Below are 25,055 nucleotides of genomic sequence, written 5' to 3'. Positions count from 1 at the left end.
TTAGCCGATGAAACTCCCGCCGATGACGACCGGTCGGTCACCGGCTACAGGCTTGAGCCCGCCTGACTCTGCGGGTTTGGTCAGGGTCTTGAGGGGGAAAAGTTTCCGCGAAATTATGATCTGGAGCAGTTTGGCAACGGGATCGGCTTGTGTATGCTCCGTCCACGTTTCGGGCGCACGCCCTCCTTATAAGAACAAGAACGTTGCCCATGACCCTCAGCTCCGAACTGTCGGGCCCCTCTGTGGAACCCCGGGTTGTCCGCAAGCGCTACGCCACCGAAATGGCGGTCGAGCGCACGCGCCTGCTGTATCAGGGCTCGTTGTTGCCCACACTTTTCATGTTGATCAATGGTCTGGTCTGCGCCGCTCTGCTCTGGAGCCCGCAGCGCTACTTCGTGGTCAGCGTCTGGCTGGTGTGGTTGCTGTCGCTGGTCGCATTGCGTGTGATCCAGGTCGCAGCGTTCGATTCGGCAATCCCCGATCGCCAGGCCCAGCCGATCTGGTTTCGCATGTTCCTGCTCGGCTCGACCATGACCGGCCTGACTCTGGCCGGCGCCGGTATCGCGCTGGTGCCCGCCGACAACTTCATGCAGCAAGCCTGGGTGTTCGGTCTGATCGGCGCCGCAACGCTGTCGGCCAGTGTTGCTTATGCGGTGAGCCTGCCGGCGTTTCTGTCGTTTACCTTGCCGTGCCTGTTGCCGGCGATCGGCTTTCTCTTTTGGGGCGGCGACGAGCAGGCGCGTGGTTGGGGCTGGCTCGGGCTGATTCTGCTCGGCTCGCTGAGCGTGGTGGCATGGCAGGTCAATCGGCTGATTGATCGCGGCTTGCTGCGGCGCTTTCAGAATCAGCAGCTGATCGAACACTTGCAGCACACCCAGTCGCGCAGCGAGCAGCTCAATCAGGAACTGGCGAAGGAAATCGAACATCGACGTTGCGCCGAGGGCAAGCTGCGCGAAGCGCAGGTCGAACTCGAACACCGCGTCGCCCAGCGCAGTCGCGAACTGGACGCGGCCAATCAGGCCCTGAGCAAAAGCGAGGCGCGCCTGGCGCTGGCGTTGAAAGCCAGCGAACTGGGCTTGTGGGACTGGAACCTGCAAACCGACGAAGTTCACCACACGCAGATTCAGGAGTTGTTCGGTCTTGCGCCGGAATATGTCACGGCGCTGCTGCGCGACCTCAAACCGCGGCTGCACCCGGAGGACGTGCCAACCCTCAAACACGCACTGATCGAGCATTTGAAGGGCCGCACCGAGGATTATCAGATCGAGTACCGCGTGCGTCACGGCGATGGCCATTGGGTGTGGATCGAAGACCGTGGTCGTGCGGTAGAGCGCAGCGACAACGGACGGGTGATGCGCATGGTGGGCACCCGGCGCGACATCAGTGCCAGCAAACGCCTCGAAGAACAGCAGCGCCTGGCGGCGACGGTGTTTGAAGCGGCCAGCGAAGGCATCGTGATTCTCGACCCGAACTATGCGTTGATCGCGATCAATCAGGCGTTCAGCCGCGTCACCGGTTACGACATCGACGACATGCTCGGGCGCAATGTTGTGGAGTTGCCGTGCAGCCGCGATGCACGCCGTCATTACGTCGCCATTCGCCATGCGCTTGAGCAGCACGGCAGTTGGCAGGGCGAACTGGTAGAAACGCGCAAAAACGGCGAGCTCTATCCGCAGTGGCTGCAACTGAATGCAGTGCGCGATGGTCGGGGAAATGTCAGTCACATCGTCGGCTTCTTCGCCGATCTGTCGGCACGACGAGAATCTGAAGAGCGCATGCGTTACCTGACCCATTACGACGAACTGACTGGGTTGGCCAATCGCTCGCTGTTCCGCGAGCGCCTGCATGAGGCGCATCAACGCGTGCGGCAGGGCGGGCGGCGTAGTCTGGCGCTGCTGCACGTCAATCTCGATCGCTTCAAGTTGCTCAACGACAGCCTCGGTCACGAAGTTGCTGACCAGTTACTGCAGAAAATGGCGCGCCGACTGGTTAACGCCTTGCCGGAGGCCGACACCATCGCGCGGTTGTCCGGTGATGAGTTCGCCGTGTTGTTCGATGCCTACGGCAACCTGTCGAGTCTGGCCCGGGTCGCTACGCGCTTGTCGAGCAAGCTGCGCTTGCCGCTGACCGTGGAAGGGCATGAACTGGTGGTCAGCGCCTCAATGGGCATCAGCATGCTGCCGGACAACGCCCGGGAAATTTCCGCGCTGGTCAGCCAGTCGAACATGGCCATGCAACATGCCAAGCACCTCGGCGGCAACAACTTCCAGTTCTACACAGAGAGTTTGCAGGCCAGCACCCTTGAACGCTTGCAGCTGGAAAACCAGCTGCGCAAAGCCATCGAAGACAAGCAGCTTAAAGTGTTCTATCAACCGAAGCTGTGCCTGGAGAGCGGGCGCTTGAATGCGGCGGAAGCGCTGGTGCGCTGGGATCATCCGACCATGGGCCGGGTGCCGCCGGGGGATTTCATCGGGCTGGCCGAGGAAACCGGTCTGATCGGGCCGATCGGCGAATTCGTCTTGCGTCAGGCGTGCTGGCAGGCGTGCGAATGGCAGCGCCAGGGCCTGGCGCCGATCCGCGTTTCGGTGAACCTGTCGGTGCACCAGTTGCGTCAGGGCAAACTGGTCAGCCTGGTGCGTCAGGTGCTGGAAGAAACCGGGCTGGCGCCGCACTACCTCGAACTGGAGTTGACCGAAAGCCAGTTGCTCGACAGCGTCGAGCACATCATCGCGACGTTCCAGCAATTGCGCGATCTTGGCGTGAAACTGGCCATCGACGACTTCGGCACCGGCTATTCGTCATTGAGTTACCTCAAGCGCATTCCGGTGGATTACGTGAAGATCGATCAGGCGTTCATTCGCGGGCTGGGTGAAGGCAGTGAAGATGCGGCGATCACTCGCGCGATCATTGCCATGGCTCACGGACTGTCACTGAAAGTGGTGGCTGAAGGCGTCGAGCGGCAGGATCAGCTGGAATTTCTGCGTGCCGAACGTTGCGATGAAGTGCAGGGTTATCTGATCAGTCGGCCGGTGGAGGCGACTGCTCTGGCCGGGCTTTTGCGTAATCAGGAAAAACCGCTTTAAGGGCTACATGCACCTCATCGCGCCTGATATGGGGACATCGAGTTACGCATTGAGCAGGCAAAAAGCCAATTCATGTAGTATAACTACAAGCGTGCTACATCCTTGCCCATAAGAAGAGTCCAGCCCCTTGAATCTGCTGCAACACATCGCCCAGTCACGTCACCTGTTACGCAAGTCGGAGCTCAAGGTCGCCGACCACGTGCTGCTTGACCCTGCGGCGGTGATGCACAGTTCCATGGCCGACCTGGCCCATAGCGTCGGCATCAGCGAGCCGACCATCGTGCGCTTCTGTCGCGCCATCGGTTGTTCCGGTTTTCAGGATCTCAAGCTCAAACTGGCGCAAAGCCTGGCCGCCGGTGCCAGCTTCGGCCAGTTCGCTATCCATGAAGACGACTCGGTCGCCGACTACAGCCTGAAGATTTTCGACACCACGTTGCACACGTTGATGGAGGTTCGCGAGAAGCTCGATCCGGTTGAGTTGCAGCGCGCGGTGACGTTGATGTCGCAGGCGCAGCGTGTCGAGTTCTACGGCTTCGGCGCATCCGGCGCGGTGGCGGCGGATGCCCAGCACAAGTTCTTTCGTTTGCTGCTGACGGCGGCGGCGTATTCCGATCCGCACATGCAGGCGATGTCGGCGGTGACGTTGAAGCCGACCGATGTGGCGATCTGCATTTCGCAGTCGGGGCGTTCCAAGGATTTGCTGATCACCGCCAATCTGGTGCGCGAGAGCGGCGCTTCGCTGATTACCCTGTGCCCGAGCCAGACGCCATTGGCCGAACTGTCGACCGTGAATCTGGCGATCGATGTGCATGAAGACACCGAAATCTATACACCGCTGACTTCGCGTATCGCCCACCTGGTGGTGATCGATGTGCTGGCGATGGGCGTGGCGATGGCGCGTGGGCCGAGTCTGGTTAATCACCTCAAGAGCGTGAAGCGCAGCCTGCGCAGTTTGCGCTTGTCCCCAAAGGCTGCCAAAGCTCTGGATGATTAAGAGCAAAAGATCGCAGCCTTCGGCAGCTCCTACACGGTCAATGTAGGAGCTGCCGAAGGCTGCGATCTTTTGCTTCACGACGGTTACTTTCATCAAACCGTCATCCCCCGCGCCTATCGTGAAACTCCCGTCATCGCCTTGGGAGACTCGAAATGGCTCAGCCCTACGAAGAACGCAACAGCGCCGCGAAAACCCGTCGTCAGCAAGAAGACCAGCGCCGCATGGAATTCCGTCGCGCTATCGAAGATCGCTTCGAACTTCGCCAGCTTCAAGCCGAAATCGGCGACTTTCCCGAGATCAATCACTGGCAGGCAGCACCGGCAGCTTCCCGTCGAAGCGCTCAACCAACGCGCTGATCTGCACGCGTTCGCTGCGAATAAACGCCAGGAAGGCGTGCGCCACCGGTGACAGGCGTTTCGCCTTGGCTTGCACCAGGCACCAGCTACGGAATAGCGGCAGTTCTTCGATCGGCAACTCCACCAGCCCGCCGGTCGCCAGCTCCAGGTTCAGGGCGTGGCGCGTCAACAGCGCCAGGCCCAGACCCGCCGCCACGCATTCGCGCTGAGCTTCGGCCGAGGCCACTTCCTGGGTCTGGGTGAAGTGCACGCGCTTCTCTTTGAAATACTCTTCGCAAGCCAGTCGCGTACCCGAGCCGGGCTCGCGGATCAGCAGCGTGTAGGGTTCCAGATCCTGCAAGCGCAGCGGGCCCATGTGTGCCAATGGATGATCCGGGCGCGCCACGGCAACAATCGGGTTGTTGAGGAAGGGCAGGAATTCCAGGCCCATGTCCTGCGGCACCATCGACATGATCACCAGATCATCACGATTATCGGACAGCCTGCGAATGACCTGGCCACGGTTGACTACGGTCAGTTGCAGGTTCACTTCCGGGTGCTGGCGTTTGAATGCGGCGAACAGGTGCGGGACGAAGTATTTGGCGCTGGATTCCACCGCCAGTTTCAGCTGACCTTGCAGCGAGCCCTGCATGTCCGAGAGTTGCATATCGAGGTTTTCCAGGCGCCCGAAGATGTCCCGGCTGGCGCGCTGAAGGGCTTCAGCGGCTTCGGTCATGTAGAGTTTTTTGCCGACATAATCGAATAATGGCTGGCCGATCAGCTCTTCGAGCTGCTTTATTTGCAGGCTGACCGCCGGTTGGGTGAGCGACATTTCCTCGGCTGCGCGGCTGTAAGAGCGTAAATCACACACTTCGTTGAAGATCTGCAATTGACGCAATGTCATACGCATCAAGGACTTACGCATTTTTTATAGGCTCTGACGGCTGGCTGATGTTTCAACTATAAGTCTTTGCTTATGCCTGACCCAATTTTTATTCATTTTTGTTAATCCCTCATGAGCGCTAGTGTGGACCTGCGACCAAATTGAAACATTTGGTCACGCGTCGACCTGGGTCTAGCAGGTCGTGGTGCCACCGGCTCAAGGGAACCTCCAAGTGATAACAAAGATCCTGATCGCCAACCGTGGTGAGATTGCCGTACGAATCGTGCGAGCCTGCGCCGAAATGGGCATTCGCTCGGTTGCGATTTTTTCCGACGCCGACCGTCATGCGTTGCATGTGAAGCGTGCGGACGAGGCCCACAGCATCGGTGCCGAGCCACTGGCCGGCTACCTCAACCCGCGCAAGCTGGTGAACCTGGCCGTGGAAACCGGCTGCGATGCGCTGCACCCCGGTTACGGTTTCCTTTCGGAAAACGCTGAGCTGGCTGATATCTGCGCCGAACGCGGGATCAAGTTCATTGGCCCGTCGGCAGAAGTCATTCGCCGCATGGGCGACAAGACCGAAGCGCGCCGCAGCATGATCAAGGCCGGCGTACCGGTGACGCCGGGCACCGAAGGCAACGTTGCCGACATCGAAGAAGCCTTGGTCGAAGGCGACCGCATCGGTTACCCGGTGATGCTCAAAGCCACTTCCGGTGGTGGCGGTCGCGGTATCCGCCGCTGCAACAGCCGCGAAGAACTCGAACAGAATTTCCCTCGGGTGATTTCCGAAGCGACCAAGGCTTTCGGTTCTGCCGAAGTGTTCCTGGAAAAATGCATCGTCAATCCCAAGCACATCGAAGCGCAGATTCTCGGCGACAGCTTCGGCAACGTCGTGCATCTGTTCGAGCGTGATTGCTCGATCCAGCGTCGCAACCAGAAGCTCATCGAAATCGCCCCTAGCCCGCAACTGACCCCGGAACAGCGCGCCTACATCGGCGACCTGTCGGTGCGTGCGGCCAAGGCGGTGGGTTACGAGAATGCCGGCACCGTGGAGTTCCTGCTCGCCGAAGGCGAGGTGTACTTCATGGAGATGAACACCCGGGTGCAGGTGGAGCACACCATCACCGAAGAAATCACCGGGATCGACATCGTCCGCGAACAGATTCGCATCGCCTCCGGCCTGCCATTGTCGGTGAAACAGGAAGACATTCAGCACCGTGGCTTCGCCTTGCAGTTCCGTATCAACGCCGAAGACCCGAAGAACAACTTCCTGCCGAGCTTCGGCAAGATCACCCGTTACTACGCCCCCGGTGGTCCGGGCGTACGCACCGACACAGCGATCTACACCGGCTACACCATTCCGCCGTTCTACGACTCGATGTGCCTGAAACTTGTTGTGTGGGCACTGACTTGGGAAGAGGCGATGGATCGTGGCCTGCGCGCACTGGACGACATGCGTCTGCAAGGCGTGAAGACCACCGCCGCGTACTACCAGGAAATCCTGCGCAACCCGGAATTCCGTAGCGGCCAGTTCAATACCAGCTTCGTTGAAAGCCATCCTGAACTGACCAACTACTCGATCAAGCGCAAACCCGAAGAGCTGGCCCTGGCCATCGCCGCCGCCATCGCCGCCCACGCAGGCCTGTGAGGAATACAACAATGTCCAAGAAGATCTTTGTCACTGACACCATCCTGCGCGACGCTCACCAATCGCTGCTCGCCACCCGCATGCGCACCGAAGACATGCTGCCGATCTGCGACAAGCTCGACAAAGTCGGCTACTGGTCGCTGGAATGCTGGGGCGGCGCGACGTTCGACGCCTGCGTACGCTTTCTGAAAGAAGACCCGTGGGAGCGTCTGCGCCAATTGCGCGCGGCGCTGCCTAACACGCGTCTGCAAATGCTCCTGCGCGGCCAGAACCTGCTGGGCTACCGCCACTACAGCGACGACGTGGTCAAAGCCTTCGTTGCCAAGGCTGCCGTCAATGGCATCGACGTGTTCCGCATCTTCGACGCGATGAACGACGTGCGTAACCTGCGCGTGGCCATCGAAGCGGTGAAAGCAGCCGGCAAACATGCCCAAGGCACCATCGCTTACACCACCAGCCCGGTGCACACCATCGACGCGTTCGTCACCCAGGCCAAGCAAATGGAAGCCATGGGTTGCGACTCGGTGGCGATCAAGGACATGGCCGGTTTGCTGACCCCGTACGCCACGGGCGAGTTGGTACGCGCACTGAAAGCCGAGCAGTCGCTGCCAGTGTTCATCCACTCCCACGACACGGCGGGTCTGGCGACCATGTGCCAGCTCAAGGCGATCGAAAACGGCGCCGACCACATCGATACCGCGATCTCCAGCTTCGCTTCCGGCACCAGCCACCCAGGCACCGAGTCGATGGTCGCTGCACTCAAGGGCACCGAGTACGACACCGGTCTGAACCTTGAACTGCTGCAAGAGATCGGCCTGTACTTCTACGCCGTGCGCAAGAAGTACCACCAGTTCGAAAGCGAGTTCACCGCCGTCGACACCCGCGTGCAAGTCAACCAGGTGCCGGGCGGGATGATCTCCAACCTCGCCAACCAATTGAAAGAGCAGGGCGCACTGAACCGCATGGGCGAAGTGCTTGCGGAAATCCCGCGCGTGCGTGAAGACCTCGGCTTCCCACCGCTGGTGACCCCGACTTCGCAGATCGTCGGCACTCAGGCGTTCTTCAACGTGCTGGCCGGTGAGCGCTACAAAACCATCACCAACGAAGTGAAGCTCTACCTGCAAGGCGGCTACGGCAAGGCGCCGGGCGTGGTCAACGAGAAGCTGCGTCGTCAGGCCATCGGCAGTGAAGAAGTCATCGATGTGCGTCCAGCCGATCTGCTCAAACCGGAAATGACCAAGCTGCGTGCCGACATCGGCGCACTGGCCAAGTCCGAAGAAGACGTGCTGACCTTCGCCATGTTCCCGGACATCGGCCGCAAGTTCCTCGAAGAGCGTGCCGCTGGCACCCTGACCCCTGAAGTGCTGCTGCCGATTCCTGAAGCCGGCGGTGTGACCAAGGCAGGCGGCGAAGGCGTACCGACCGAGTTCGTCATCGACGTGCACGGCGAAACCTACCGCGTCGACATCACCGGTGTTGGCGTCAAGGCCGAAGGCAAGCGTCACTTCTACCTGTCCATCGACGGCATGCCGGAAGAAGTGGTGTTCGAACCGCTCAACGAATTCGTCGGCGGTGGCAGCAGCAAACGCAAGCAAGCATCCGCACCGGGCCACGTCAGCACCACCATGCCGGGCAACATCGTTGATGTGCTGGTCAAGGAGGGCGACACCGTCAAGGCCGGCCAAGCGGTGCTGATCACCGAAGCGATGAAGATGGAAACCGAAGTCCAGGCCGCCATCGCCGGCAAGGTCACCGCGATTCATGTGGCCAAGGGTGATCGAGTCAACCCGGGCGAAATCCTGATCGAGATCGAAGGCTGAGATAACGGCCGCGATCCAACGCTTTAAACCTCGGGGGGGCATGTGCTCCCCTTTTTTTACTGTGTTTTTTACCCTGTAGGAGCTGCCGCAGGCTGCGATCTTTTGATCTTGGTTTTTATTAATCCAAAACAAGATCAAAAGATCGCAGCCTGCGGCAGCTCCTACAGGGATTGGGTTGGTTAGAACGCCATGCGCCATTGGCCTGTCAGGCCGTGAGTTCGGCTTTCAGTGCCCATCTCGCCAGTGAGACCAACGCCTATCGTATGATTTGCTGATAGCCCGAGGTCGAGGCCGGCGTCCACCGACAGGCTGTTTCGATCCAGGGCAGCGCCGGCGATGTCAAAGCGTTTGCCACCTTTTACCAGTTGCTGACGGGTGTCGTTTTCAATCTCGCCAAAGGTGTGTTTCCAGCCGGCACTGAATCGCGGGGTCAGACTCATGCCGTTATCCAGTCTGCCGATTTTCGCCGTGCGAAAGCCCAAGGTGCTGCTGAGGTTGTCACGGGTTTGACCGAAGATTTTCAGTGCGGCATCGCCACCTTTTTCGGTATGGCTGTCGCGTTGATAACGTTGGTAGCCGAGGCCGGCGAACGGTTCGAACACGACGTTGTTGCGCCCCAGGTTGAGCCCCAGTTCGGCGAAGGCTTGTTGGGTGTTGGCGTCGTAATGGCCCTTGAGTCGATCACTGAAACCGTTGAATGCCACGCGCCGTTTGCTCTCGCCGTCATGGCTGGCATAGGTAGCGCCGAGGCGCAGCGCCAACGGTCCATCCTGGCGCACGGCATAAACGCCGAGATGCCAGCTGTCGAGGTCGCCGTCGTATTGCCGGGCGTCGAATTGCGTTTGTGATTTCGCGCCGACCAGACCGACATGCCATTGCTCATTGATACGCCAGTCCGCGCCCATGACCACTCCTTGAGTGGCGTGCGTGAGTGCGCTGTCTGTGTCGCGATCGACCTTGCCGTCCTGGCCCAGCGCCTGAATCCATACGCGTCCGGAGTCTGCAGCAGATGAGGCGCTACGAGGCGAGTTGCCGGCGCCGTACCGTGCCTCCGGGCGATTATCCAGTTTGCGCATGGCCGAGAGCATGCTGCTGCTCACCGGTGTAACGCTGCTCAATGTGGCTTTGGCGAGGTTGGCGTTGCTGCCGGCCGCGAGTTGTTCGAGCGCCACAGCCGGCGTTGCGTGGTTGCTGTCGAGCAGAGCCGTGATCGCGGAGTTTGCGGGTGCTGCAGGAGGTACCGTTTTCGTCAGTGCAGCGGCTGTCTCGGGTTTCTGAGGTTGTTGAGGTGTTAGTGGTGCAGCGCGCTTTTCCTCAATGCTGTCGGCGAGTTTCTGCGCGTTCTCGCTGATTGGTGTTTCTGTGCGCGACGCCCGGTCCGGCGCAGGATTACCAGGCGATTGAGGAGCGGCGTGGGTTTTGCCCTGGTCGATTACCTCTTCCAGCGGCGACGATTCGGCAGGAGGTTTGGGTGTTTTTTTACGAGGCTTTTTGGGCTGGTCTTCAACAGCGTTCTCGACGACCTGTATGTCGGGCTGTTGGGCGCGGGAGACTTCGGTCCATCCCACGGTCAGCGCAAGCGCCAATGCAAGATGGTGAGGGCGAAATGTAGGTTGAGCGAGCATCGAGTCGAGCCTCTTTAGACAGAAGACTCGACTCTATGAGCTTGGCAAAAAATCCGATGTCGGCCGCTTCCCTGAGCATTGCAGGCGATGTCGGATCGTTCTGTGGAAATCTCCCACCAGATCCACAGTGGATGCTTTTAATTGATGTCGGCGTCGCCTTTTCCTACAACCGATCCAGACCACGCCAACTGTTCAATCCTCAAAAACTCATCTGCCATTGCCCGATCAATCCGTGATTGCGGCTGTTGCTGCCAATTTCGCCGCTGTAGCCCACGCCCAGGGTCTGTCGCGCAGAGATGCCTACGTCCAGCCCGGCTTCCAGCACCAGGCTGTCACGATCCAGTGAACTGCCGTCGACACTGAACGCCGTGCCACCCGTGACAAACGCCTGGCGTGTCGAGCTGCCGACGTCGCCATAAGTGTGTTTCCAGCCGGCGGTCATGCGCGGTGTCACGCTCATGCCGTTGTCCAGGCTGCTCAGGTGCGCCAAGCGCAAGCCGAAAGTGCTGCTGAAGTTATCCTGAGTCTGGCTGTCGACCTGCAGAGCCGCGGCGCCGCCTTTTTCCTGATAGCTGTCGCGGTGGTAGCGCTGATAACCGACGCTGGCAAACGGCTCGGCGCTGAGGCGGCCGCTGCCCATGCCATAACCGAGTTCGGCGAAGGCTTGCTGGCTGTCGGCGTCGTAGTCACCTTTGGGCCGATCACTGAAGCCGTTGAAGGCGATGCTGCGTTTGCTTTCACCCTGATGGCCGCTGTAAGCCGCGCCGAGGCGCAGGGAGATCGGGCCATTTTGATGCAGCGCGTAGACGCCGGCGTGCCAGCTCTCGACGTTGCCATCGACACCGCTGGCATCCAGATCGGTTTTCGAATAACCACCGAGTACGCCAACGCGCCACGCCTGATTCAGCGACCAGTCGGTGCCCAGCACGCTGCCCTTGGTGCGTTGTTCCAGACCACTGCTGCCGTGTTCGCCGTCGAGCTTGCCGTAACCGCCAATGGCTTGCAGCCAGACCCGACCGCGAGCATTCGGATCATTCAGGTTGCGCGCCTCGGCTGGTACAGCATTGGCCGCCAGTACCGGCGTGTCGCGTTGATCGAGACCGACCATCAAGCCCGGGCTGCCGCCCATCTGCTGCATCGCCGACAGCATGCTGCTGCCGACCTGGCTGCTGGCGCCAAGGGTGGCGCTGGTCAGGTTGGCGTTGCTGGCGCCGGCCAGTTGCTCGATCGCCGCGCCGGCCGTGCTTTGGCTGGTGTTGAGCAAGGCGTTATACAGCGCATTGTTCTTGCCCATTGAGGCGAGGCTGTTGGCGGCGTTGCTGCCGTTTCCGGTCGCCGCGAATTGATTGAAGGCGACGTCGTTGCGGGTGTACGTGAGATCGACCTGGGTTGGTGTGTAGGCAAGCGTCGGCGTGAGAAACGCGTAATCGCTGGTGACCTTGCCGAACGTGCCGTTGACCTGCGCGGCCTGCAACACGGTGTATTGGCTCTGCCACGAATAAGTACCGGCGCCGGGATTCACCGCGAGGGTCGCACCGTTCAGATTGGCGATGCCGCCGACCTGCAGCGGCGCGCTGCTGCCATCGGCATTGACGCCGTAGGCGAGCGTGGACGAGCTGCACATGTTCAAGTCGTGAATGATGGTCGCGCGGCCAAGGCCGGTATCGGTGCGCAAGGTGCCGTTGACGTTGAGGCTGCCCACTGAACCGCCACCGGCATACACGCCGCCCGCGTCGACGGTCAGGCTGCCGGCGATGCCGCCCTGGTTGATCAGCGTTGCGCCATTGCGCACGGCGCCGCCGTCGCTGAAATCACCGCTGCCGGTGAGTGTCCACGCACCTTGCCTGACTTCCAGCCATTCGAAGTTGCGACTGGCGCCGAAGCTGCCGCCGGCCACATCGTCCATCACCACGCGGTCGTAACCGCTGCCGCCATCGACCACGCCGATGAAGCGGCTGCCATTGCGCAAGGTCAGATTGTCGTTGCCGCCGCCCAGGTCCAGCGCCAGGCCGTTGCTGCCGCTGATGGTGCCGCCGTTGATCACGCTGTCGGCGAACTCGCCGACCAGTTTCACGCCGAAACCGTTGAGGCCTTGAATGGTGCCGAAGTTCTCCAGGGTGGTCGCCGCCAGCCCCGAGCCGCCGCTGCCATCGTCTACCAGAATGGCGCTGTCGGCACCGCTGATCAACGCGTTGCTGGCGTTGAGGATGTAACCGCCACCCAGCGCGATACCTTCGCTGCCATTGGCGAAACCGCCCTTGTCCACACCGCCGGCACCGATACCCTGAATGGTGCCGTAGTTTTCTATGTGGGCGATCTTGTCGATGTCCACGCCGTCGCCGTCACCGTTCGCTTGCAAGCCTGAGTAAGCGCCAGTGATGGTGCCGTGGTTGATCACCGTGCCATCGCCGTCGGAACCGAACCCGGAACCATTGCGGCCGGTGACCTGCCCGTAGTTGATTAGCGTCGCGCCAAGGTCGGTAGTGATGCCATGCCGGCCGCCGGAAATCACCCCGTAGTTGGTCACGCTGACACCGCTTGCGGAATCAATGTCGATGCCGTCGAACTTCTCGTCGGCATTGTGCGAATCGCCGGTGGAAATCTCGCCGTAGTTGGTAATGGCCGCGTTGGCACCGGTCTTCATGCCGTCGCTGGCGTCGCCGCGAATCAGGCCGCCGGCGCGGTTGATAATAGTGGTTTTCACCCCGTCGCTGCGCAGCGCATCCAGATCCAGACCTTGGCCGGTGGTTGAGCGAATCACGCCGCTGTTGTCGATCAACAGGCTGCCGCTGACGAAGTTGCTGTCGATGCGCAAGGCGTCGTTGGCGCCGAGAATCTGCCCGCCGCTGCGGTTGTAGATCGTGTAGTTGCGCGCCTTGCTCAGGTCGCCGCTGCTATCGATGGCCCGACCACCGCTGGAAATGATTTTGCCGGCGTTATTGATCACTACACCGGCCCCGCTGGTACTGTCTTTCAGACTCACGGCCTTGCCGCTGTTGGTGATGCTGCCCGGCGCCGACATCGTCAGCGTGTCGCTGCCACCCAGCGTTTGCGCTGCAGTGGTGGCGGTGTCGATCTGCACGGTTTTGCCGTGGGCTGTCGTGGCGGTGATCAACAGGGCAATGGCAAGGGACAGACGCTGGGGCGGGAACGGCATGAGTGGACGGCCTTCTTGTTATAAGCGGGCCAACCTGTATAGCGAAGGGTTTTTACAGAATGATGTCGATGGCGGATCTGCATTGTTTTGCATCTTCAGCGCTGAAATATATTAATTTCTGCATTTTGTTGCAGTTTTTTTGCCCGCTCCTCTCATTAGGTGCAGTAAGTTTTGATTCAAACGCCGAAGCACTCACATCAATGAATCCCCGCGCCATTAATGTTTATTGAGCCTTATGCGGCGCTCGAAGATTGGAGAGGAAAATGGTAATGACAGTTCTCGAACGCATGGCGCTCATCGAAAGCATTCAAGAGGCGCTGGCCGACGGGACATTGGAAATCAGCGAAGCCGTCCGCCGTTTACGAGTTGAGGTGACAGGGCTGCATCAAATCCAATTCGCTAAGATGTGCAAAATTTCGGTCCGCACGTTGATACACATAGAGCACGCTGAGGGTAATCAGACGTTGAGGTCGTTGGACTCAATATTCCGATTGTTTGGCCTGAAAATGGGCGTTGTACGGGTACGCCGAGAGGCCCAATAAAACCCGACGCAGCCCGCAATGTGCCAATCGCCCTAGCTCCGTCGCACGTAAGCCTTGCCGTAATGCCGCTCCAAGCGCGCCTGAATCAATTCCAGTCCAATCGACATCAGCCAGTAAATGATCGCCGCCGTCGTCAGCATTTCGATGTAGCGGTAGCTTGAGCGCCCGTATGACTGCGCGAGAAACATCACTTCCCATACGCCCATCACCGAAATCAGCGACGAGTCCTTGAGCATCGAGATGAACTGGTTGGTGGTGGGCGGGATGATCGTGCGCATGGCTTGCGGCAAGGTGATGCGCCAGAAAATCACCGTCTCGCGCATCCCCAATGCCAGCGATGCTTCGCGTTGGCCGTAGTCGACCCCGAGGATGCCGGCGCGGAAGATCTCGCTGAGATAGGCGCCGTAGTTCAATGACAAGGCGATTATGCCGGCGACGATGGCGCCGGGCACGATGCCCAATTGCGGCAAACCCAGGTAGATCAGCAGGATCTGGATGAGCAGTGGCGTGCCGCGAAAGAACGAGGTGTAAAAACTGGCAATGCCGAACGCTACCGCGCTTTTCGACAGGCGCGCCAATGCCGTGATGAAGCCCAGCAGGGACGAGGCGACAATCGAGCACACACAGAGGAAAAGCGTGAGCGCCGCACCCTGCAAAAAGCCATTGGGCGCCAGATGCAGACCGACCAGATTGGGCAGTTTGTCGAGGATGATCGAGAACTTCAGGTCGAAGCTCAGGAAGAACCCGGCGAACAGGCTGACCAACGCTGTCCAGGTCAGGTACAGCCGCGTACGAAAACCGAACAAGCGTTGCAGGCGTGATTCAGCCACCGGTTGCGGTGGCTGTGGAGGTGTCGGGAAAGAAGTCATTGGCTGATATCAGCGCCGATCCATTTCTGCGACAGCTGGCTCAGGGTGCCGTCCTGTTTCAGTTGCGCAAAGACTTCACGCACCTTGGCGTCCCATTGCGCATCACCCTTTTCGATGGCCACCGAATTCGGCTCCGAATACAGCGCCGGCCCCGCCAGTTTGAAGCGCTTGTCTTGGTTCAGGCGTGGCTGCGCGGTGACGAGGTTGGTGAGGATTGCATCCAGGCGCACGCCGGCGCCCAGGCCCAAGTCCTGGAAGGCGACGTTGTCGGTGTCGTACGGCGCGATCTGCACATCGTCGAACGGGTACTGCAACTGCGTGTCTTCGGCGCCTTCGATGACCAGGTTCTTGTTCAGATAGCTTTCGTAACTGGACGCGCTGGTGAGGCCGACTTTTTTGCCGCTCAGATCCTTGGCGTCGTGGATCCGCTCATCCTTGGCGTTGACGACGATAACTGCCGGCGAAGCGTAGTACTCGACCGGGAAATCGAACACCTCGGCGCGGGCCTTGCTCGGCGTCATCGAGCAGATGCAGATGTCGTAGCGCCCGCTCCAGCGGCCGGCCGCAATGACGTCCCAGGACGGCGTTTCCAGTCGCAACTTGACGCCTAACTTGTCCGCCACGGCTTTGGCGACATCCACGTCGAAGCCATCGAGCTGGTTCTGGTCATTGAGAAACGAGAACGGTGGATAGCTTTCCATCAGCACGCCGACCAGTTCTTTTTTTTGCTCGATACGGTCCAGCGTCGTGCCACCAAAGGCTTGCGTGGAGGCGGCCAGAATCGTCAGGCCCAGGGCCAGTAGCGGTTGAAATTTCACAGTCGATCCCTGGGTAAAAAAGAGGTTGTTTTTAACGGAATGGTGCGTATTAAATAGTTATAAGAACGACTCTGATAGTCAGTTATTTTCATAAGCATATGAGTGAAAAGCATATGGGCGCAGGCAGCACGATTATTCTCGATGGCGGCATGGGCCGTGAGTTGCAGCGCGCCGGGGCGCCCTTTCGCCAGCCGGAGTGGTCGGCGCTGGCATTGAGCGAAGCACCGCAAGCGGTCGAGGCAGTACACGCGGCTTATATCGCAAGTGGCGCCAATGTGATTACCACCAACAGTTATGCCGTGGTGCCGTTCCATATTGGTGAGGAGCGTTTCACCGCTGAGGGGCAGGCGCTGGCAGCATTGGCCGGTGAGCTGGCGCAGCGTGCGGTGCAAGCCTCGGGGAAATCCGTGCGGGTGGCCGGCTCATTGCCACCGCTGTTCGGCTCCTATCGTCCGGATCTGTTCAACGCCGACCGAGTGACCGAGTTGCTGGCGCCCTTGGTCAATGGCCTGGCACCGCACGTTGATCTGTGGCTGGCGGAAACCCAGAGTTCGATCATCGAGGCGCGAGCCATTCACGCCGGGTTGCCGAAGGATGGCAAACCGTTCTGGTTGTCGTTCACCTTGAAGGACGAAGACACCGATGAAGTGCCGCGCTTGCGCTCCGGTGAGCCTGTCGCCGAAGCGGCTGCGGTGGCGGCTGAGTTGGGCGTCGAGACGTTGCTGTTCAATTGCAGTCAGCCGGAAGTGATCGGTGCCGCGATTGATGCCGCGCGTGACACCTTCGAGCGTCTGGGGGTGAACATTCATATTGGCGCTTACGCCAATGCATTTCCGCCGCAGCCCAAAGAGGCCACCGCCAATGACGGACTCGATCCGTTGCGCGAAGACCTCGATCCGCCGGGTTACTTGCACTGGGCGATTGATTGGCAGCAGCGCGGTGCCAGCCATTTGGGCGGGTGCTGCGGAATCGGGCCGGAACACATTGCGATGCTTGCGCAAAAGCTGGGGTGAACAACAGATCAAAAAATAGCAGCCTGCGGCAGCTCCTACAGGGTGAACGTCAATCCCGTGTAGGAGCTGCCGAAGGCTCGGGCCGCGCTCGGACGATCTTTTGCTTTTTAGATAATCAGGAACGGCATTCGACCAAGCCTTTCACCTGCCCGTCGGGCGTCTGATTTTCGTCGGACAACCACTGCTTGAACCCTGCCGCAATTGCCGGCCACTCGCCATCCAGAATCGAGTACCACGCGGTGTCGCGGTTCTGCCCCTTGACCACCATGTGCTGACGGAACACGCCTTCGAAGCTGAAACCCAAACGCTCGGCGGCGTATTTGGAGCGGGCGTTGCCGTTGTTGCATTTCCATTCGAGGCGGCGGTAGCCAAGGTCGAAGGAATGCTTGGCCAGCAGGTAAACCGCCTCGGTGCTTTTCGGCGAGCGCTGCATCGGCGCGCCGAAGGTGACGTGGCCGATCTCGATGCGACCTTGGGCCGGGACGATCGACATCAGGCTGAGGATGCCTTGCACCTGAGCGCTGGCGCGGTCGATGACAGCGAAAAAATACGGGTCGCTGGCAGCCGCGTGGTTGTTGAGCCAAGTGTTGAAAACGTTGCGTTCCGGGAAGGGGCCATAGGGCAAGTAATCCCAGAGTTTCGGATCGGCACCGGGGCCTTCGAGTGCGGCGAACAGTTCGTCGCCGTGACGCGCCGGGTCGAGTCGTTCCAGGCGGATGAAGCGTCCTTCAAGCAGGGTGGCGGTGGGGGCGGGGACGCCCTTCCAGTCGGCCGGTGAAATGCTCATGCGTGCGTCTCCTCAAATGGCTTTGCGAAACTGGATGAACCCCGGGCGCTCGGCGATGCGCTCGTAGAGCTGGATCGCGGTGGCGTTGGTTTCGTGGGTCAGCCAGTGCACTTTGCAGCAGCCGTCAGCCTTGGCCGTGGCGTAGACGTGTTCGATCAGCAGGCGGCCGACGCCGGTGCCACGGGTGTGCTCAGCCACCAGCAAATCCTGCAAGTAGCAGGAGTTTTCGATGCTCCAGTTCGAGCGATGATAGATGTAATGCACCATGCCCACCGCTTTGCCGTCGGCCCAGGCCAATGCCGCGTGGGTCGGCTCGCTCGGGTCGAGAAAACGCTGCCAGGTGCTGTCGGTCACGGCGTCCGGCAGTTCGCCCTTGTAGAAACCCAGGTAAGCCTGCCACAGCGGCAGCCATGCGGCGCGGTCGGCGGCGCTGACCTGGCGAATGTCGATCTGACTCATGGTGATTTCCTTAGCGCATCAATTGGGCGAGGGTTTGGTCGTTGATTTCGGGGCTGGCGGCCAGGCCTGCGCGCACGCCGGCAATGTCTGCGGCGCTGCGGTTCTGGCTGAGCTTGCGCTTGCCTTCGAGACGGTCGATGGGAATGGCGAAACCGACGATGGCCTTGAGCATGCCGTCGATGTAATCGGCGGGCGCATCGGCGACTGACCACGGTTGCGCGCGGCCGGCCTCGTGGCGGTCGGTAAGGGTGCTGACGATGTCGAGCAAGCGCCCGCCATCGCTGAAGGTTTCGGCGTGGCCGTAGGCGTGCACGGCGATGTAGTTCCAGGTCGGCACGACTTTGCCGTGTTCGGCTTTGCTCGGGTAGAAACCCGGGCTGACGTAGGCATCGGCGCCGGCGAAGATCAGCATGGCCTCGGCGCCGTCGCGCAGGTCTTTCCACTGCGGGTTGGCGCGGGCCAGGTGCCCGTACAGCGTGCCGTACTCGCCTTGCTCGCAATGCAGCAGCACCGGCACATGGCTGGCTTGCAGGCCGTTTTCGCCGTGGGTGACCAGAATGGCGAGACGGGTGGCGAGGATCAGTTCGTGCAGTTGGGACAGTTCTTCGATGGCGAAGGCGCGCGGCGTGTACATGGACAGATTTTCCTTGGCGAATGCCTGCATCCTAGGCAGGCTATTGGTCTGTTGTAAGAGCCATTGATGAGTAATTTCATAGGTCCATTGCCATGCTTGAGCAAACTCCTCTTTCGATGCCATTCAATCCGGCCGGAATCGAGCTTGATCGCCGTCAGGGCTTGAGTCGTCAGCTCTATCAGGCTTTGCGCCTGCGCGTGCTGGATGGACGTCTGGCCAGCGGCACGCGATTACCGGCCAGTCGCGATCTGGCGAAGGCATTGGCCATCTCTCGCAACAGCGTGGTGCGCGCCTACGATCAGCTGTATGCCGAGGGGTTCATCGAAGGGCGAGTAGGGGACGGCACTTACGTTGCGCAATTACCCCAAGCGCCGAGCTCGTCGAAAAAACTATCCACAAAAGTATCCACAGGGTTTTCAACAGGCTTATCCACAGCCTTATCCACAAAATGGCTGGATTTACCTGTTGTTTCATCCAGTAAAGTTATCCACAGCGATACATTTGCGCGCATCGAAAAGAACCATTTGGCCCTGCCGCCGAGTGGTCCGCCGCGTGCTTTTCGGGTCGGTGTACCAGCCTTTGACTTGTTTCCTTTTGAGGTCTGGGCCAAGCTCAACGCGGCTTTCTGGCGTAAACCGGATTTACAGCAACTGTGTTACGGCGATCCGGCTGGCGATGCGCGATTGCGCGGCATGATCGCGGCCTATTTGCGCAGTTCGCGCGGCATGCAGTGTTCTGCTGAGCAAATTCTGATCACCAGTGGTGCGCAGCAGGGCATTAGCCTTTGTGCACAGCTGCTGGTGGAGCAGGGCGATGCGGTCGGAATCGAAAATCCGGGGTACCGGGCCGCCGGTCACGCCTTCGCGGTAGCGGGCGGTCGGTTGCACGGTGTACCGGTGGATGAAGAGGGCATCGATTGTCGTGCATTGGCTGAAGTTGCCGATTGCCGGCTGGCCTATGTCACCCCGTCTCACCAGTACCCCACCGGGGTTGTGATGAGCCTGGCGCGCAGGCTGGAGCTGCTCGCTTGGGCTGAGCGCAGCCAGGGCTGGATCATCGAAGACGACTACGACGGCGAGTATCGTTACAGTGGCGCACCACTGGCCCCGCTGGCGGCGCTGGATCGTCAGGGCCGTGTGATTTACGTCGGGACATTCGGCAAGGTGGCATTTCCGGCATTGCGTCTGGGGTATCTGGTGCTGCCGGTCGGGCTGGTCGAAGCTTTCGCCAGGCGGCGAGCGGTGGATGTGCGCCATTCCGAAGTGAGCACTCAAGCGGTGATGGCCGAGTTCATGGCCGCTGGGCACTTTCAACGGCACATCCGGCGCATGCGTCGTGCTGCCCTGAGCCGGCGCAACTGCTTGCTGGCGCATTGGCCGGGAAATATCGAAGGCGTTGGCAGCTTGCCGGCGGTAGCCGCAGGCTTGCACCTGACGGTACCGGTGGCGAGCGTTGCCCGCGAACGCGAGCTGATCGCCCTGGCCGAACAGGTGGGTGTCGAGGTCAATGGCCTGAGTAGCTATTGGTTACCCGACTCACCTCGGCCGGCGCAGCAGTGCGCCGGGTTGGTAATGGGTTTCGCCGCGGTGCCAGAGGCGCAAATTGAGGCGGCTCTGGCACGCTTGCGCAGTGTCTGGTGTGAGTGAATGCGTCGGCGTTTTTACGCTACTGCGGGGCCTGCATGTTGCGGATGGAGAAACAGATCCCGTACTGCTGGAGTGACGATCCGGCGCAGCAGATTATCCACCGCATCGAAGTGCTCCAGCTCCTGGCGTGATTTGCTCGGCAGATTTTGCAGATAACTGTCGGCAAACTTCAGGTGCGCAGCAGTGAATTGCTCATCCGGATCAGCCAGTTTGTCGTAATGGAAGTGTGCGACCCAAAGAGTTTTGTTCTGGCGGCTGATATCGAGGATCCGATATTCCTGAAAAAAATCTTGGCGTTGCTTAGTGCGAATGCGGCCACGTTCGTCTTTGACGATCTGCACCAGATTGTGCTCGTGTAACCACTGCAGATAGCTTTCTCGCGGCTTGCGGCCGGTAAGCATACTGCCGTAGATATTGACGCCTTCACGGCGCAAACGCGTTGCGGCCGTGCGCAGTTCAGCACCCAGGTTGGCAATCGGAAAATCGGCACTTCTGCGCGCAAATATTTCATCGACACTCACCGCCGCCTGATTGAAGCGAGTGGCCTGTTGATCGAACAGATCCTTCATGTCGGCCGGAATTCTTGAAGGTCGTTGCGCATCGATGCGCAGACGTTTGATGACCGCTTCAAGCCCGGCGCTCATCAACATGGCGTTGTCAACCAGCGCTTCGTCACCCAGAGCAGCCACAGGCAATACGCGCCTGGCCGCAGCGCGCACGACGGGCATTTGCTCGACCACCGGCGGTGGTTCGGGAGCAGCCCTGCGAGGTTCGATGACCTGTGGCCGTGCCCGGTTTACCCGACCGACCGCGCGCGAAGACGAGGGGACCGGTTCGAGTCTGGCCATCGCCGCAAGCGGGATTTCTTCCGGCTCCGGCAATGCCTTGAGCAGGCGTTCCCGGGCCAATTCATGAAATTCGTTCACTAACTGCTGAACCCGCAGGAAGCGTTCGGTTTGCAGTTGCGCGGCGGAGCTGTCGAACACGTCTTGCAGGCGCCGTTTGGCATCGGCCAGACGGTCGACCAGCGCACTGAGCCTCACGACTGCAATGGCTTGCGTCTCGGCGGGTTGTGCCCTGTTGCGTCGTTCGACCAAAGCATGTCCGGCTTCGGCTGCTCCCTCGAAAATCGGCACAATCAACTGCCGCAGCGGATCCAGCGTGCTTTCCGGTGCCTCGCGCAATGACAGTTCGATGGACATGCCGATTTCATTGGCATGTAAGTCTCGACGGGAGAACGTCGGCAGCAGTCGCTTCAGGTCGCCGGCGACTTTTTGGGTCTCGCCCGAATGATGATTCAACCGGTCCAGCGAGGCGTGCAGGCGTCCGAGACGCTCGACCATCTCGTCGCTCACGGCGATGGCTTTGCGACCTGCCTCCATCTGGGTCTGGCGTGAACGGGTTTGCGCCGGTTCTGCCGTGCTGAGCTGTGGCGCGACGATTTTCGCGTATTCGCGCAGTCTCATGCGCAGCCAGCCGCTGAGGAAGCGATGTTGTTCGACGGTCATGCGCATCAGTTGCGACTGATAAAATACCCCGGCGCCGCCGGCTTCGCGCCACTGCTCCAGCGTTGCCAGCGCCTGCGTGTAGGACGTGGCGAGCTCATCGGACTTGGTGATGTAGGTGGTGATCTCGTCCTCGGACATCGGTGTTTGGTCGTCGCCCTCTGGCAGAGGTTTCAAGGCTTCTTCCAGGTTGGCCTTGCGGCCGGCTTCCTGTTTGATGAAACGGTGCAGTTCCTTCCAGGTTTCTTCTTTGGTTTTGGCCTTTTTGCGGCGCAGCGCTTCAATCCGCCCGGTCGGCCCACCGCCGCGCAAGCGCAGCCTGAGTTCCCAGTGCCAGCGAGCAGCTTTCGTATCGAAACGGATGCTCAGACCCGGGTGAGCAGGGTCGCCTGGATCAAGGACGAATACGGGTTCGTCGGCTTGTGCGCTGACTTGAAACCAGCGCTCACCTACCTGAGCATAAAGCTTGCCGTTGGACGCGTAGAGATGGTCGGCGTTGGGGGTTGCTCCTTCGGACAAGGAGGGCTTGTCTACTTTCATGTGGTCGATGGTTGTTAAAAAAGCGCTTTGTGAGTCGATGCGCGTCAGTGCTACCGGCGCCAACAGAGAAAGATGCGCGTCGGGCAGTGGCGTGGTGATGGGCGTGGCGTCATGCGTAATCGTCGGCTCTTTGCGCAGCAGCGGAGCAGGTTGGGGCATTTCGGCGCTCGACGCGTGATTGAGCGCAGCATTTTCCCCCAGCGGGCTGGAAAGCCGGAGCCGGCGGACGGCGATTCGTTGGCCCAATAGAATGCCCAGCGTCAGCAGAACATCGCCGATCGACGACCATTCAGCGGCTGTATCACTGCGCTCGTTGGCATCCAGTGCCTGCTGGATCTGAGCAATGGTTTGCCAGACCCAGACAGCAGTGCCAGCCGGGCCGCTGAGAAAGTTTGCCGCAACGCCGAAAATTGCCCAGCCGCTGTCGGCAAGAATCGCCCAGCGGCGTTCGGCATTGGAGGTCGATTGGCGATCGGCAAGATCAGCCAGCGCCTGGCTGTGGCTGGTGAACAGGGTCGTGTAAATGTCCTTGCTCATCGGCGTGTCCGCGAGGCTCACGGCGGCCGTCAGGTCGAGGTGGATGAAGGGTTCGAAAGCCAGTTCGGTAAGGGTCCATGGCGATGGTAGTCCGGTTGAAAAAACGTATTGGGCGTAGTCGAAACTCAAAGCCCGGGTGGGCAGCCAGGCCAATATCGAATCACGCAGTTCGCCGGGCTGGTAAAGCGCATACAGCATGTTCTGTGCAGAAGGGAATTGCCGTAATGGCTGATCCAACAGTGGCCGATAAAGCAGGCAGGGCCCGTCTGTGCCCGCTGCGGGGCTGATGAGGTACATATTCGCAACAGTGTCGGGTGTGCTGCTCAGACGAAAGCGAGGCATGAATGCCAGAGGGCGGATCTGCACTGGCCAGTCAGCGACGTCGGTGTCGTCGGCAATCGATTTAATCAACTGGCGAACCTGACGATACCCCTGTTCGTCGACGTCGCCCTGGCGCTTGAGTTTGCATTCCAGTGCCAATAATGGCAGCAGCAGTGGCAACTGCTGGCAGTAGCGGTCCTTGTAAAACCGTGCCTGTTGGGCATCGTCGATCAGGTTTTTCTTGAGCAGTTTCGGATAGTTTTCGCCTATGTTGACTTCGCCTGCCAGACGCAATAGCAAATCCAGGGTCAGCCAGTCGGGTGTAGACGTTGCATCAGCGTAGGCAACCTTGGCGAGGTAGGGTCGGGTGTTATACAGGGCGAATTCACCAAGGGTCTGCACGCGAGTGCTGAAGGGATCGGGCAAGGTCAATCCGCCGGCTTCGAAACTGTGGGTAATGGTGATCCTCACTTGATCCGGAAGCAGTTGCGTAGTTTCTTTGGCAGGCTTGGCGGCAACGATGGCGTCTTGCATTTGCTGTTGGGCATAGTCGGCGATAAGTGCAATCTCGTTGACGTCGAATGAATCGCTGTCGGCGTCTCTCAATCTGCCCAATTCCGTCAGGTAGCCGCTGTAGGTCTGGATATCGTCCAGTGAACCGGTGATCAGCCAGTCGGGGATGGCTTTGTCCAGAAGTGCAACGTGCACTTCGTTGGCTTTCCTTTCACGGTCACTGTGCTCTTGAGGCGAAATGAACCTGACCAGCGGTGAGCGGGTCATCGGATCCAGCGCGTCGATCGAATCGATCTGGCAGCTCACCAATGCCCGGACCATGGCGTCGAAGATATTGCCGTCGGGTTCATACAGTCGCCATTTCAAGGTCTGGCCGCTCAGCTCCATATCGATTCGCTCAGGCAGTGTCGCACCCAACTCCGCCAGGGAACTGAAAGATTCAAAGCCTTCATCGATGGTGTACATCGTGACCAATTCCCGGCTGTCCAGCTTCGCCGTCAACACCAGCGCGCCGGCGACCATCAGATGTCGGGTCTGATTGGCTTCCGCCAGTTCGAAAGCAAGGTCGAGATCGATCAGGCTGGCGCGCACATCCGACAAGCCTGCGTGCGTTGTTGCGCGCGAAGCCTTGTCCGGAAACGCCGAGACATGACGTGCCAGGCTGCATTCGTTGGTATCCCAGCCTTTGATCGACTGCACATCAAGCGTTTCTTTCAGGGTGTCAGCCAACTGTTGCCAGCGTGGTATTTCTTTTTCGGTAGCGTTCCAGTAATCCAGTTGGCTTTGGGCGAAAGCGAGAAACAATGCGGGTGCGTTTTCGTTGAGCATTGTGCTGATCGCGTCCATACCGACCGGTAAATGAACCGGGTCTTCCATGTCGGGCGCCACCGTTAGAAAGTGTTCACCTTCTATGTAGTTGGCGGTTTCGCCAGTAAATGCCAAGCGCGCCAGTGCGTGGGGCAGGGATTCGAATCGACTGCTGTGACTGAGCAGTTTTTGCCCATGCTGGTGCCAGACAGGCGTCATCAACATGATGTCATCCGGATCGACCTGCAATTGCGCAAAGGTGGTCTTCAGGGCTTTGCGCAGCATCTCTACAGCAGCCTCTTGCAAGGTCGGTCCGCCGCTGGTCTTTTCCACCAGTCGGCTTTTTTTGAGCAGAGGCGGGGCGATGATCGTTCGGGTAGTTTCACTCATGGGGCAGGTACCGGTTGAGAGGTGGACGGTGCGGCAATTGCCGCCTGCAACCGACAGTAACGGGGCGCCCAACGGGCTTGGTGGTAGATATGTATAGGATGAAAAAAAGCCCGCATGAGGCGGGCTTGT

At 59.9% G+C, this 25,055-nt stretch carries 17 protein-coding genes; 8 read left to right on the top strand and 9 right to left on the bottom strand.

The window, feature by feature from the left end; translation table 11 throughout:
- Window positions 1-209: 209 nt before the first annotated feature.
- From C2E19_RS00690 to C2E19_RS00680, 3 genes are all read left to right on the top strand, one after another.
- Window positions 210-3,083, top strand: a complete 2,874-nt coding sequence (locus C2E19_RS00690) for a bifunctional diguanylate cyclase/phosphodiesterase (RefSeq protein ID WP_129386768.1) — start codon at window positions 210-212, stop codon at window positions 3,081-3,083.
- A gap of 127 nt (window positions 3,084-3,210) precedes the next feature.
- Entirely contained in the window at window positions 3,211-4,077 is an 867-nt protein-coding gene (gene hexR, locus C2E19_RS00685) for a transcriptional regulator HexR (RefSeq protein ID WP_007912071.1), read from the top strand.
- Window positions 4,078-4,229: 152 nt separating this feature from the next.
- The gene (locus tag C2E19_RS00680; protein ID WP_093429603.1) at window positions 4,230-4,433 is read left to right on the top strand and encodes a PA3496 family putative envelope integrity protein; all 204 of its coding nucleotides are present in this window, start codon (window positions 4,230-4,232) and stop codon (window positions 4,431-4,433) included.
- On the opposite strand, the gene C2E19_RS00675 is transcribed toward C2E19_RS00680, so the two are convergent.
- Window positions 4,375-5,337 carry a LysR family transcriptional regulator gene (locus tag C2E19_RS00675; RefSeq protein ID WP_129386765.1) on the bottom strand — a complete coding sequence of 321 codons (963 nt, stop codon included), beginning with the start codon at window positions 5,335-5,337 and terminating at the stop codon, window positions 4,375-4,377. The two genes, C2E19_RS00680 and C2E19_RS00675, sit on opposite strands and share 59 nt — an antisense overlap.
- 190 nt (window positions 5,338-5,527) lie before the next feature.
- Between C2E19_RS00675 and C2E19_RS00670 the strand changes: the two genes are divergently transcribed.
- Entirely contained in the window at window positions 5,528-6,943 is a 1,416-nt protein-coding gene (locus C2E19_RS00670; RefSeq protein WP_053125176.1) for an acetyl-CoA carboxylase biotin carboxylase subunit, read from the top strand.
- Window positions 6,944-6,954: 11 nt separating this feature from the next.
- Entirely contained in the window at window positions 6,955-8,763 is a 1,809-nt protein-coding gene (gene oadA / locus C2E19_RS00665) for a sodium-extruding oxaloacetate decarboxylase subunit alpha (RefSeq protein WP_129386761.1), read from the top strand.
- Between the two features lie 179 nt (window positions 8,764-8,942).
- Here the strand turns inward: oadA and C2E19_RS00660 are convergent, their stop codons facing one another.
- Window positions 8,943-10,388 (bottom strand): autotransporter domain-containing protein, encoded by a 1,446-nt coding sequence (locus C2E19_RS00660; RefSeq protein WP_129386758.1) that lies wholly within the window; start codon window positions 10,386-10,388, stop codon window positions 8,943-8,945.
- Between the two features lie 199 nt (window positions 10,389-10,587).
- Window positions 10,588-13,545 carry an autotransporter domain-containing protein gene (locus C2E19_RS00655; RefSeq protein ID WP_129386755.1) on the bottom strand — a complete coding sequence of 986 codons (2,958 nt, stop codon included), beginning with the start codon at window positions 13,543-13,545 and terminating at the stop codon, window positions 10,588-10,590.
- A gap of 263 nt (window positions 13,546-13,808) precedes the next feature.
- Between C2E19_RS00655 and C2E19_RS00650 the strand changes: the two genes are divergently transcribed.
- Window positions 13,809-14,087: a transcriptional regulator gene (locus tag C2E19_RS00650; protein ID WP_129386752.1), complete on the top strand. Its 279-nt coding sequence runs from the start codon at window positions 13,809-13,811 to the stop codon at window positions 14,085-14,087.
- Window positions 14,088-14,119: 32 nt separating this feature from the next.
- Here C2E19_RS00650 and C2E19_RS00645 read toward each other — a convergent pair whose 3' ends face one another.
- Both C2E19_RS00645 and C2E19_RS00640 read right to left on the bottom strand, forming a co-directional pair.
- Complete coding sequence (locus C2E19_RS00645) at window positions 14,120-14,956, bottom strand: amino acid ABC transporter permease (RefSeq protein WP_129386749.1); 837 nt, start codon at window positions 14,954-14,956, stop codon at window positions 14,120-14,122.
- A complete protein-coding gene (locus C2E19_RS00640) occupies window positions 14,953-15,774 on the bottom strand; it encodes an ABC transporter substrate-binding protein (protein WP_129386746.1) in 822 nt (273 codons plus the stop codon). The genes C2E19_RS00645 and C2E19_RS00640 overlap by 4 nt, the downstream gene beginning before the upstream one ends.
- Before the next feature lie 113 nt (window positions 15,775-15,887).
- Between C2E19_RS00640 and C2E19_RS00635 the strand changes: the two genes are divergently transcribed.
- Window positions 15,888-16,787, top strand: coding sequence for a homocysteine S-methyltransferase family protein (locus C2E19_RS00635; RefSeq protein ID WP_129386743.1), 900 nt, complete (start codon window positions 15,888-15,890; stop codon window positions 16,785-16,787).
- 115 nt (window positions 16,788-16,902) lie between these two features.
- Here C2E19_RS00635 and C2E19_RS00630 read toward each other — a convergent pair whose 3' ends face one another.
- The 3 genes from C2E19_RS00630 to C2E19_RS00620 are packed head-to-tail and all read right to left on the bottom strand — an operon-like array spanning window position 16,903 to window position 18,667.
- Window positions 16,903-17,574, bottom strand: a complete 672-nt coding sequence (locus C2E19_RS00630) for a GNAT family N-acetyltransferase (protein WP_129386741.1) — start codon at window positions 17,572-17,574, stop codon at window positions 16,903-16,905.
- 12 nt (window positions 17,575-17,586) lie between these two features.
- Window positions 17,587-18,033, bottom strand: coding sequence for a GNAT family N-acetyltransferase (locus C2E19_RS00625; protein ID WP_129386738.1), 447 nt, complete (start codon window positions 18,031-18,033; stop codon window positions 17,587-17,589).
- 10 nt (window positions 18,034-18,043) lie between these two features.
- Window positions 18,044-18,667 (bottom strand): FMN-binding negative transcriptional regulator, encoded by a 624-nt coding sequence (locus C2E19_RS00620; RefSeq protein ID WP_129386735.1) that lies wholly within the window; start codon window positions 18,665-18,667, stop codon window positions 18,044-18,046.
- Between the two features lie 92 nt (window positions 18,668-18,759).
- On the opposite strand from C2E19_RS00620, the gene C2E19_RS00615 reads away from it, so the two are divergent.
- Window positions 18,760-20,313: a PLP-dependent aminotransferase family protein gene (locus tag C2E19_RS00615; RefSeq protein WP_129386732.1), complete on the top strand. Its 1,554-nt coding sequence runs from the start codon at window positions 18,760-18,762 to the stop codon at window positions 20,311-20,313.
- 14 nt (window positions 20,314-20,327) lie between these two features.
- On the opposite strand, the gene C2E19_RS00610 is transcribed toward C2E19_RS00615, so the two are convergent.
- Window positions 20,328-24,926 (bottom strand): dermonecrotic toxin domain-containing protein, encoded by a 4,599-nt coding sequence (locus tag C2E19_RS00610; RefSeq protein ID WP_129386729.1) that lies wholly within the window; start codon window positions 24,924-24,926, stop codon window positions 20,328-20,330.
- Window positions 24,927-25,055: the final 129 nt, after the last annotated feature.

This window comes from Pseudomonas sp. DTU12.3, from assembly GCF_004124275.1.
Lineage (GTDB): Bacteria > Pseudomonadota > Gammaproteobacteria > Pseudomonadales > Pseudomonadaceae > Aquipseudomonas > Aquipseudomonas helmanticensis.
This window is presented reverse-complemented; position numbering and strand designations above follow the sequence as displayed.

Excerpts from the sequence above, each read along its gene's own strand:
- C2E19_RS00690 (WP_129386768.1), top strand. The coding sequence starts at position 210 with ATGACCCTCAGCTCCGAACTGTCGGGCCCCTCTGTGGAACCCCGGGTT.
- C2E19_RS00680 (WP_093429603.1), top strand. The coding sequence starts at position 4,230 with ATGGCTCAGCCCTACGAAGAACGCAACAGCGCCGCGAAAACCCGTCGT.
- C2E19_RS00675 (WP_129386765.1), bottom strand. The coding sequence starts at position 5,337 with ATGCGTAAGTCCTTGATGCGTATGACATTGCGTCAATTGCAGATCTTC.
- oadA (WP_129386761.1), top strand. The coding sequence starts at position 6,955 with ATGTCCAAGAAGATCTTTGTCACTGACACCATCCTGCGCGACGCTCAC.
- C2E19_RS00660 (WP_129386758.1), bottom strand. The coding sequence starts at position 10,388 with ATGCTCGCTCAACCTACATTTCGCCCTCACCATCTTGCATTGGCGCTT.
- C2E19_RS00655 (WP_129386755.1), bottom strand. The coding sequence starts at position 13,545 with ATGCCGTTCCCGCCCCAGCGTCTGTCCCTTGCCATTGCCCTGTTGATC.
- C2E19_RS00650 (WP_129386752.1), top strand. The coding sequence starts at position 13,809 with ATGGTAATGACAGTTCTCGAACGCATGGCGCTCATCGAAAGCATTCAA.
- C2E19_RS00645 (WP_129386749.1), bottom strand. The coding sequence starts at position 14,956 with ATGACTTCTTTCCCGACACCTCCACAGCCACCGCAACCGGTGGCTGAA.
- C2E19_RS00635 (WP_129386743.1), top strand. The coding sequence starts at position 15,888 with ATGGGCGCAGGCAGCACGATTATTCTCGATGGCGGCATGGGCCGTGAG.
- C2E19_RS00630 (WP_129386741.1), bottom strand. The coding sequence starts at position 17,574 with ATGAGCATTTCACCGGCCGACTGGAAGGGCGTCCCCGCCCCCACCGCC.
- C2E19_RS00625 (WP_129386738.1), bottom strand. The coding sequence starts at position 18,033 with ATGAGTCAGATCGACATTCGCCAGGTCAGCGCCGCCGACCGCGCCGCA.
- C2E19_RS00620 (WP_129386735.1), bottom strand. The coding sequence starts at position 18,667 with ATGTACACGCCGCGCGCCTTCGCCATCGAAGAACTGTCCCAACTGCAC.
- C2E19_RS00615 (WP_129386732.1), top strand. The coding sequence starts at position 18,760 with ATGCTTGAGCAAACTCCTCTTTCGATGCCATTCAATCCGGCCGGAATC.
- C2E19_RS00610 (WP_129386729.1), bottom strand. The coding sequence starts at position 24,926 with ATGAGTGAAACTACCCGAACGATCATCGCCCCGCCTCTGCTCAAAAAA.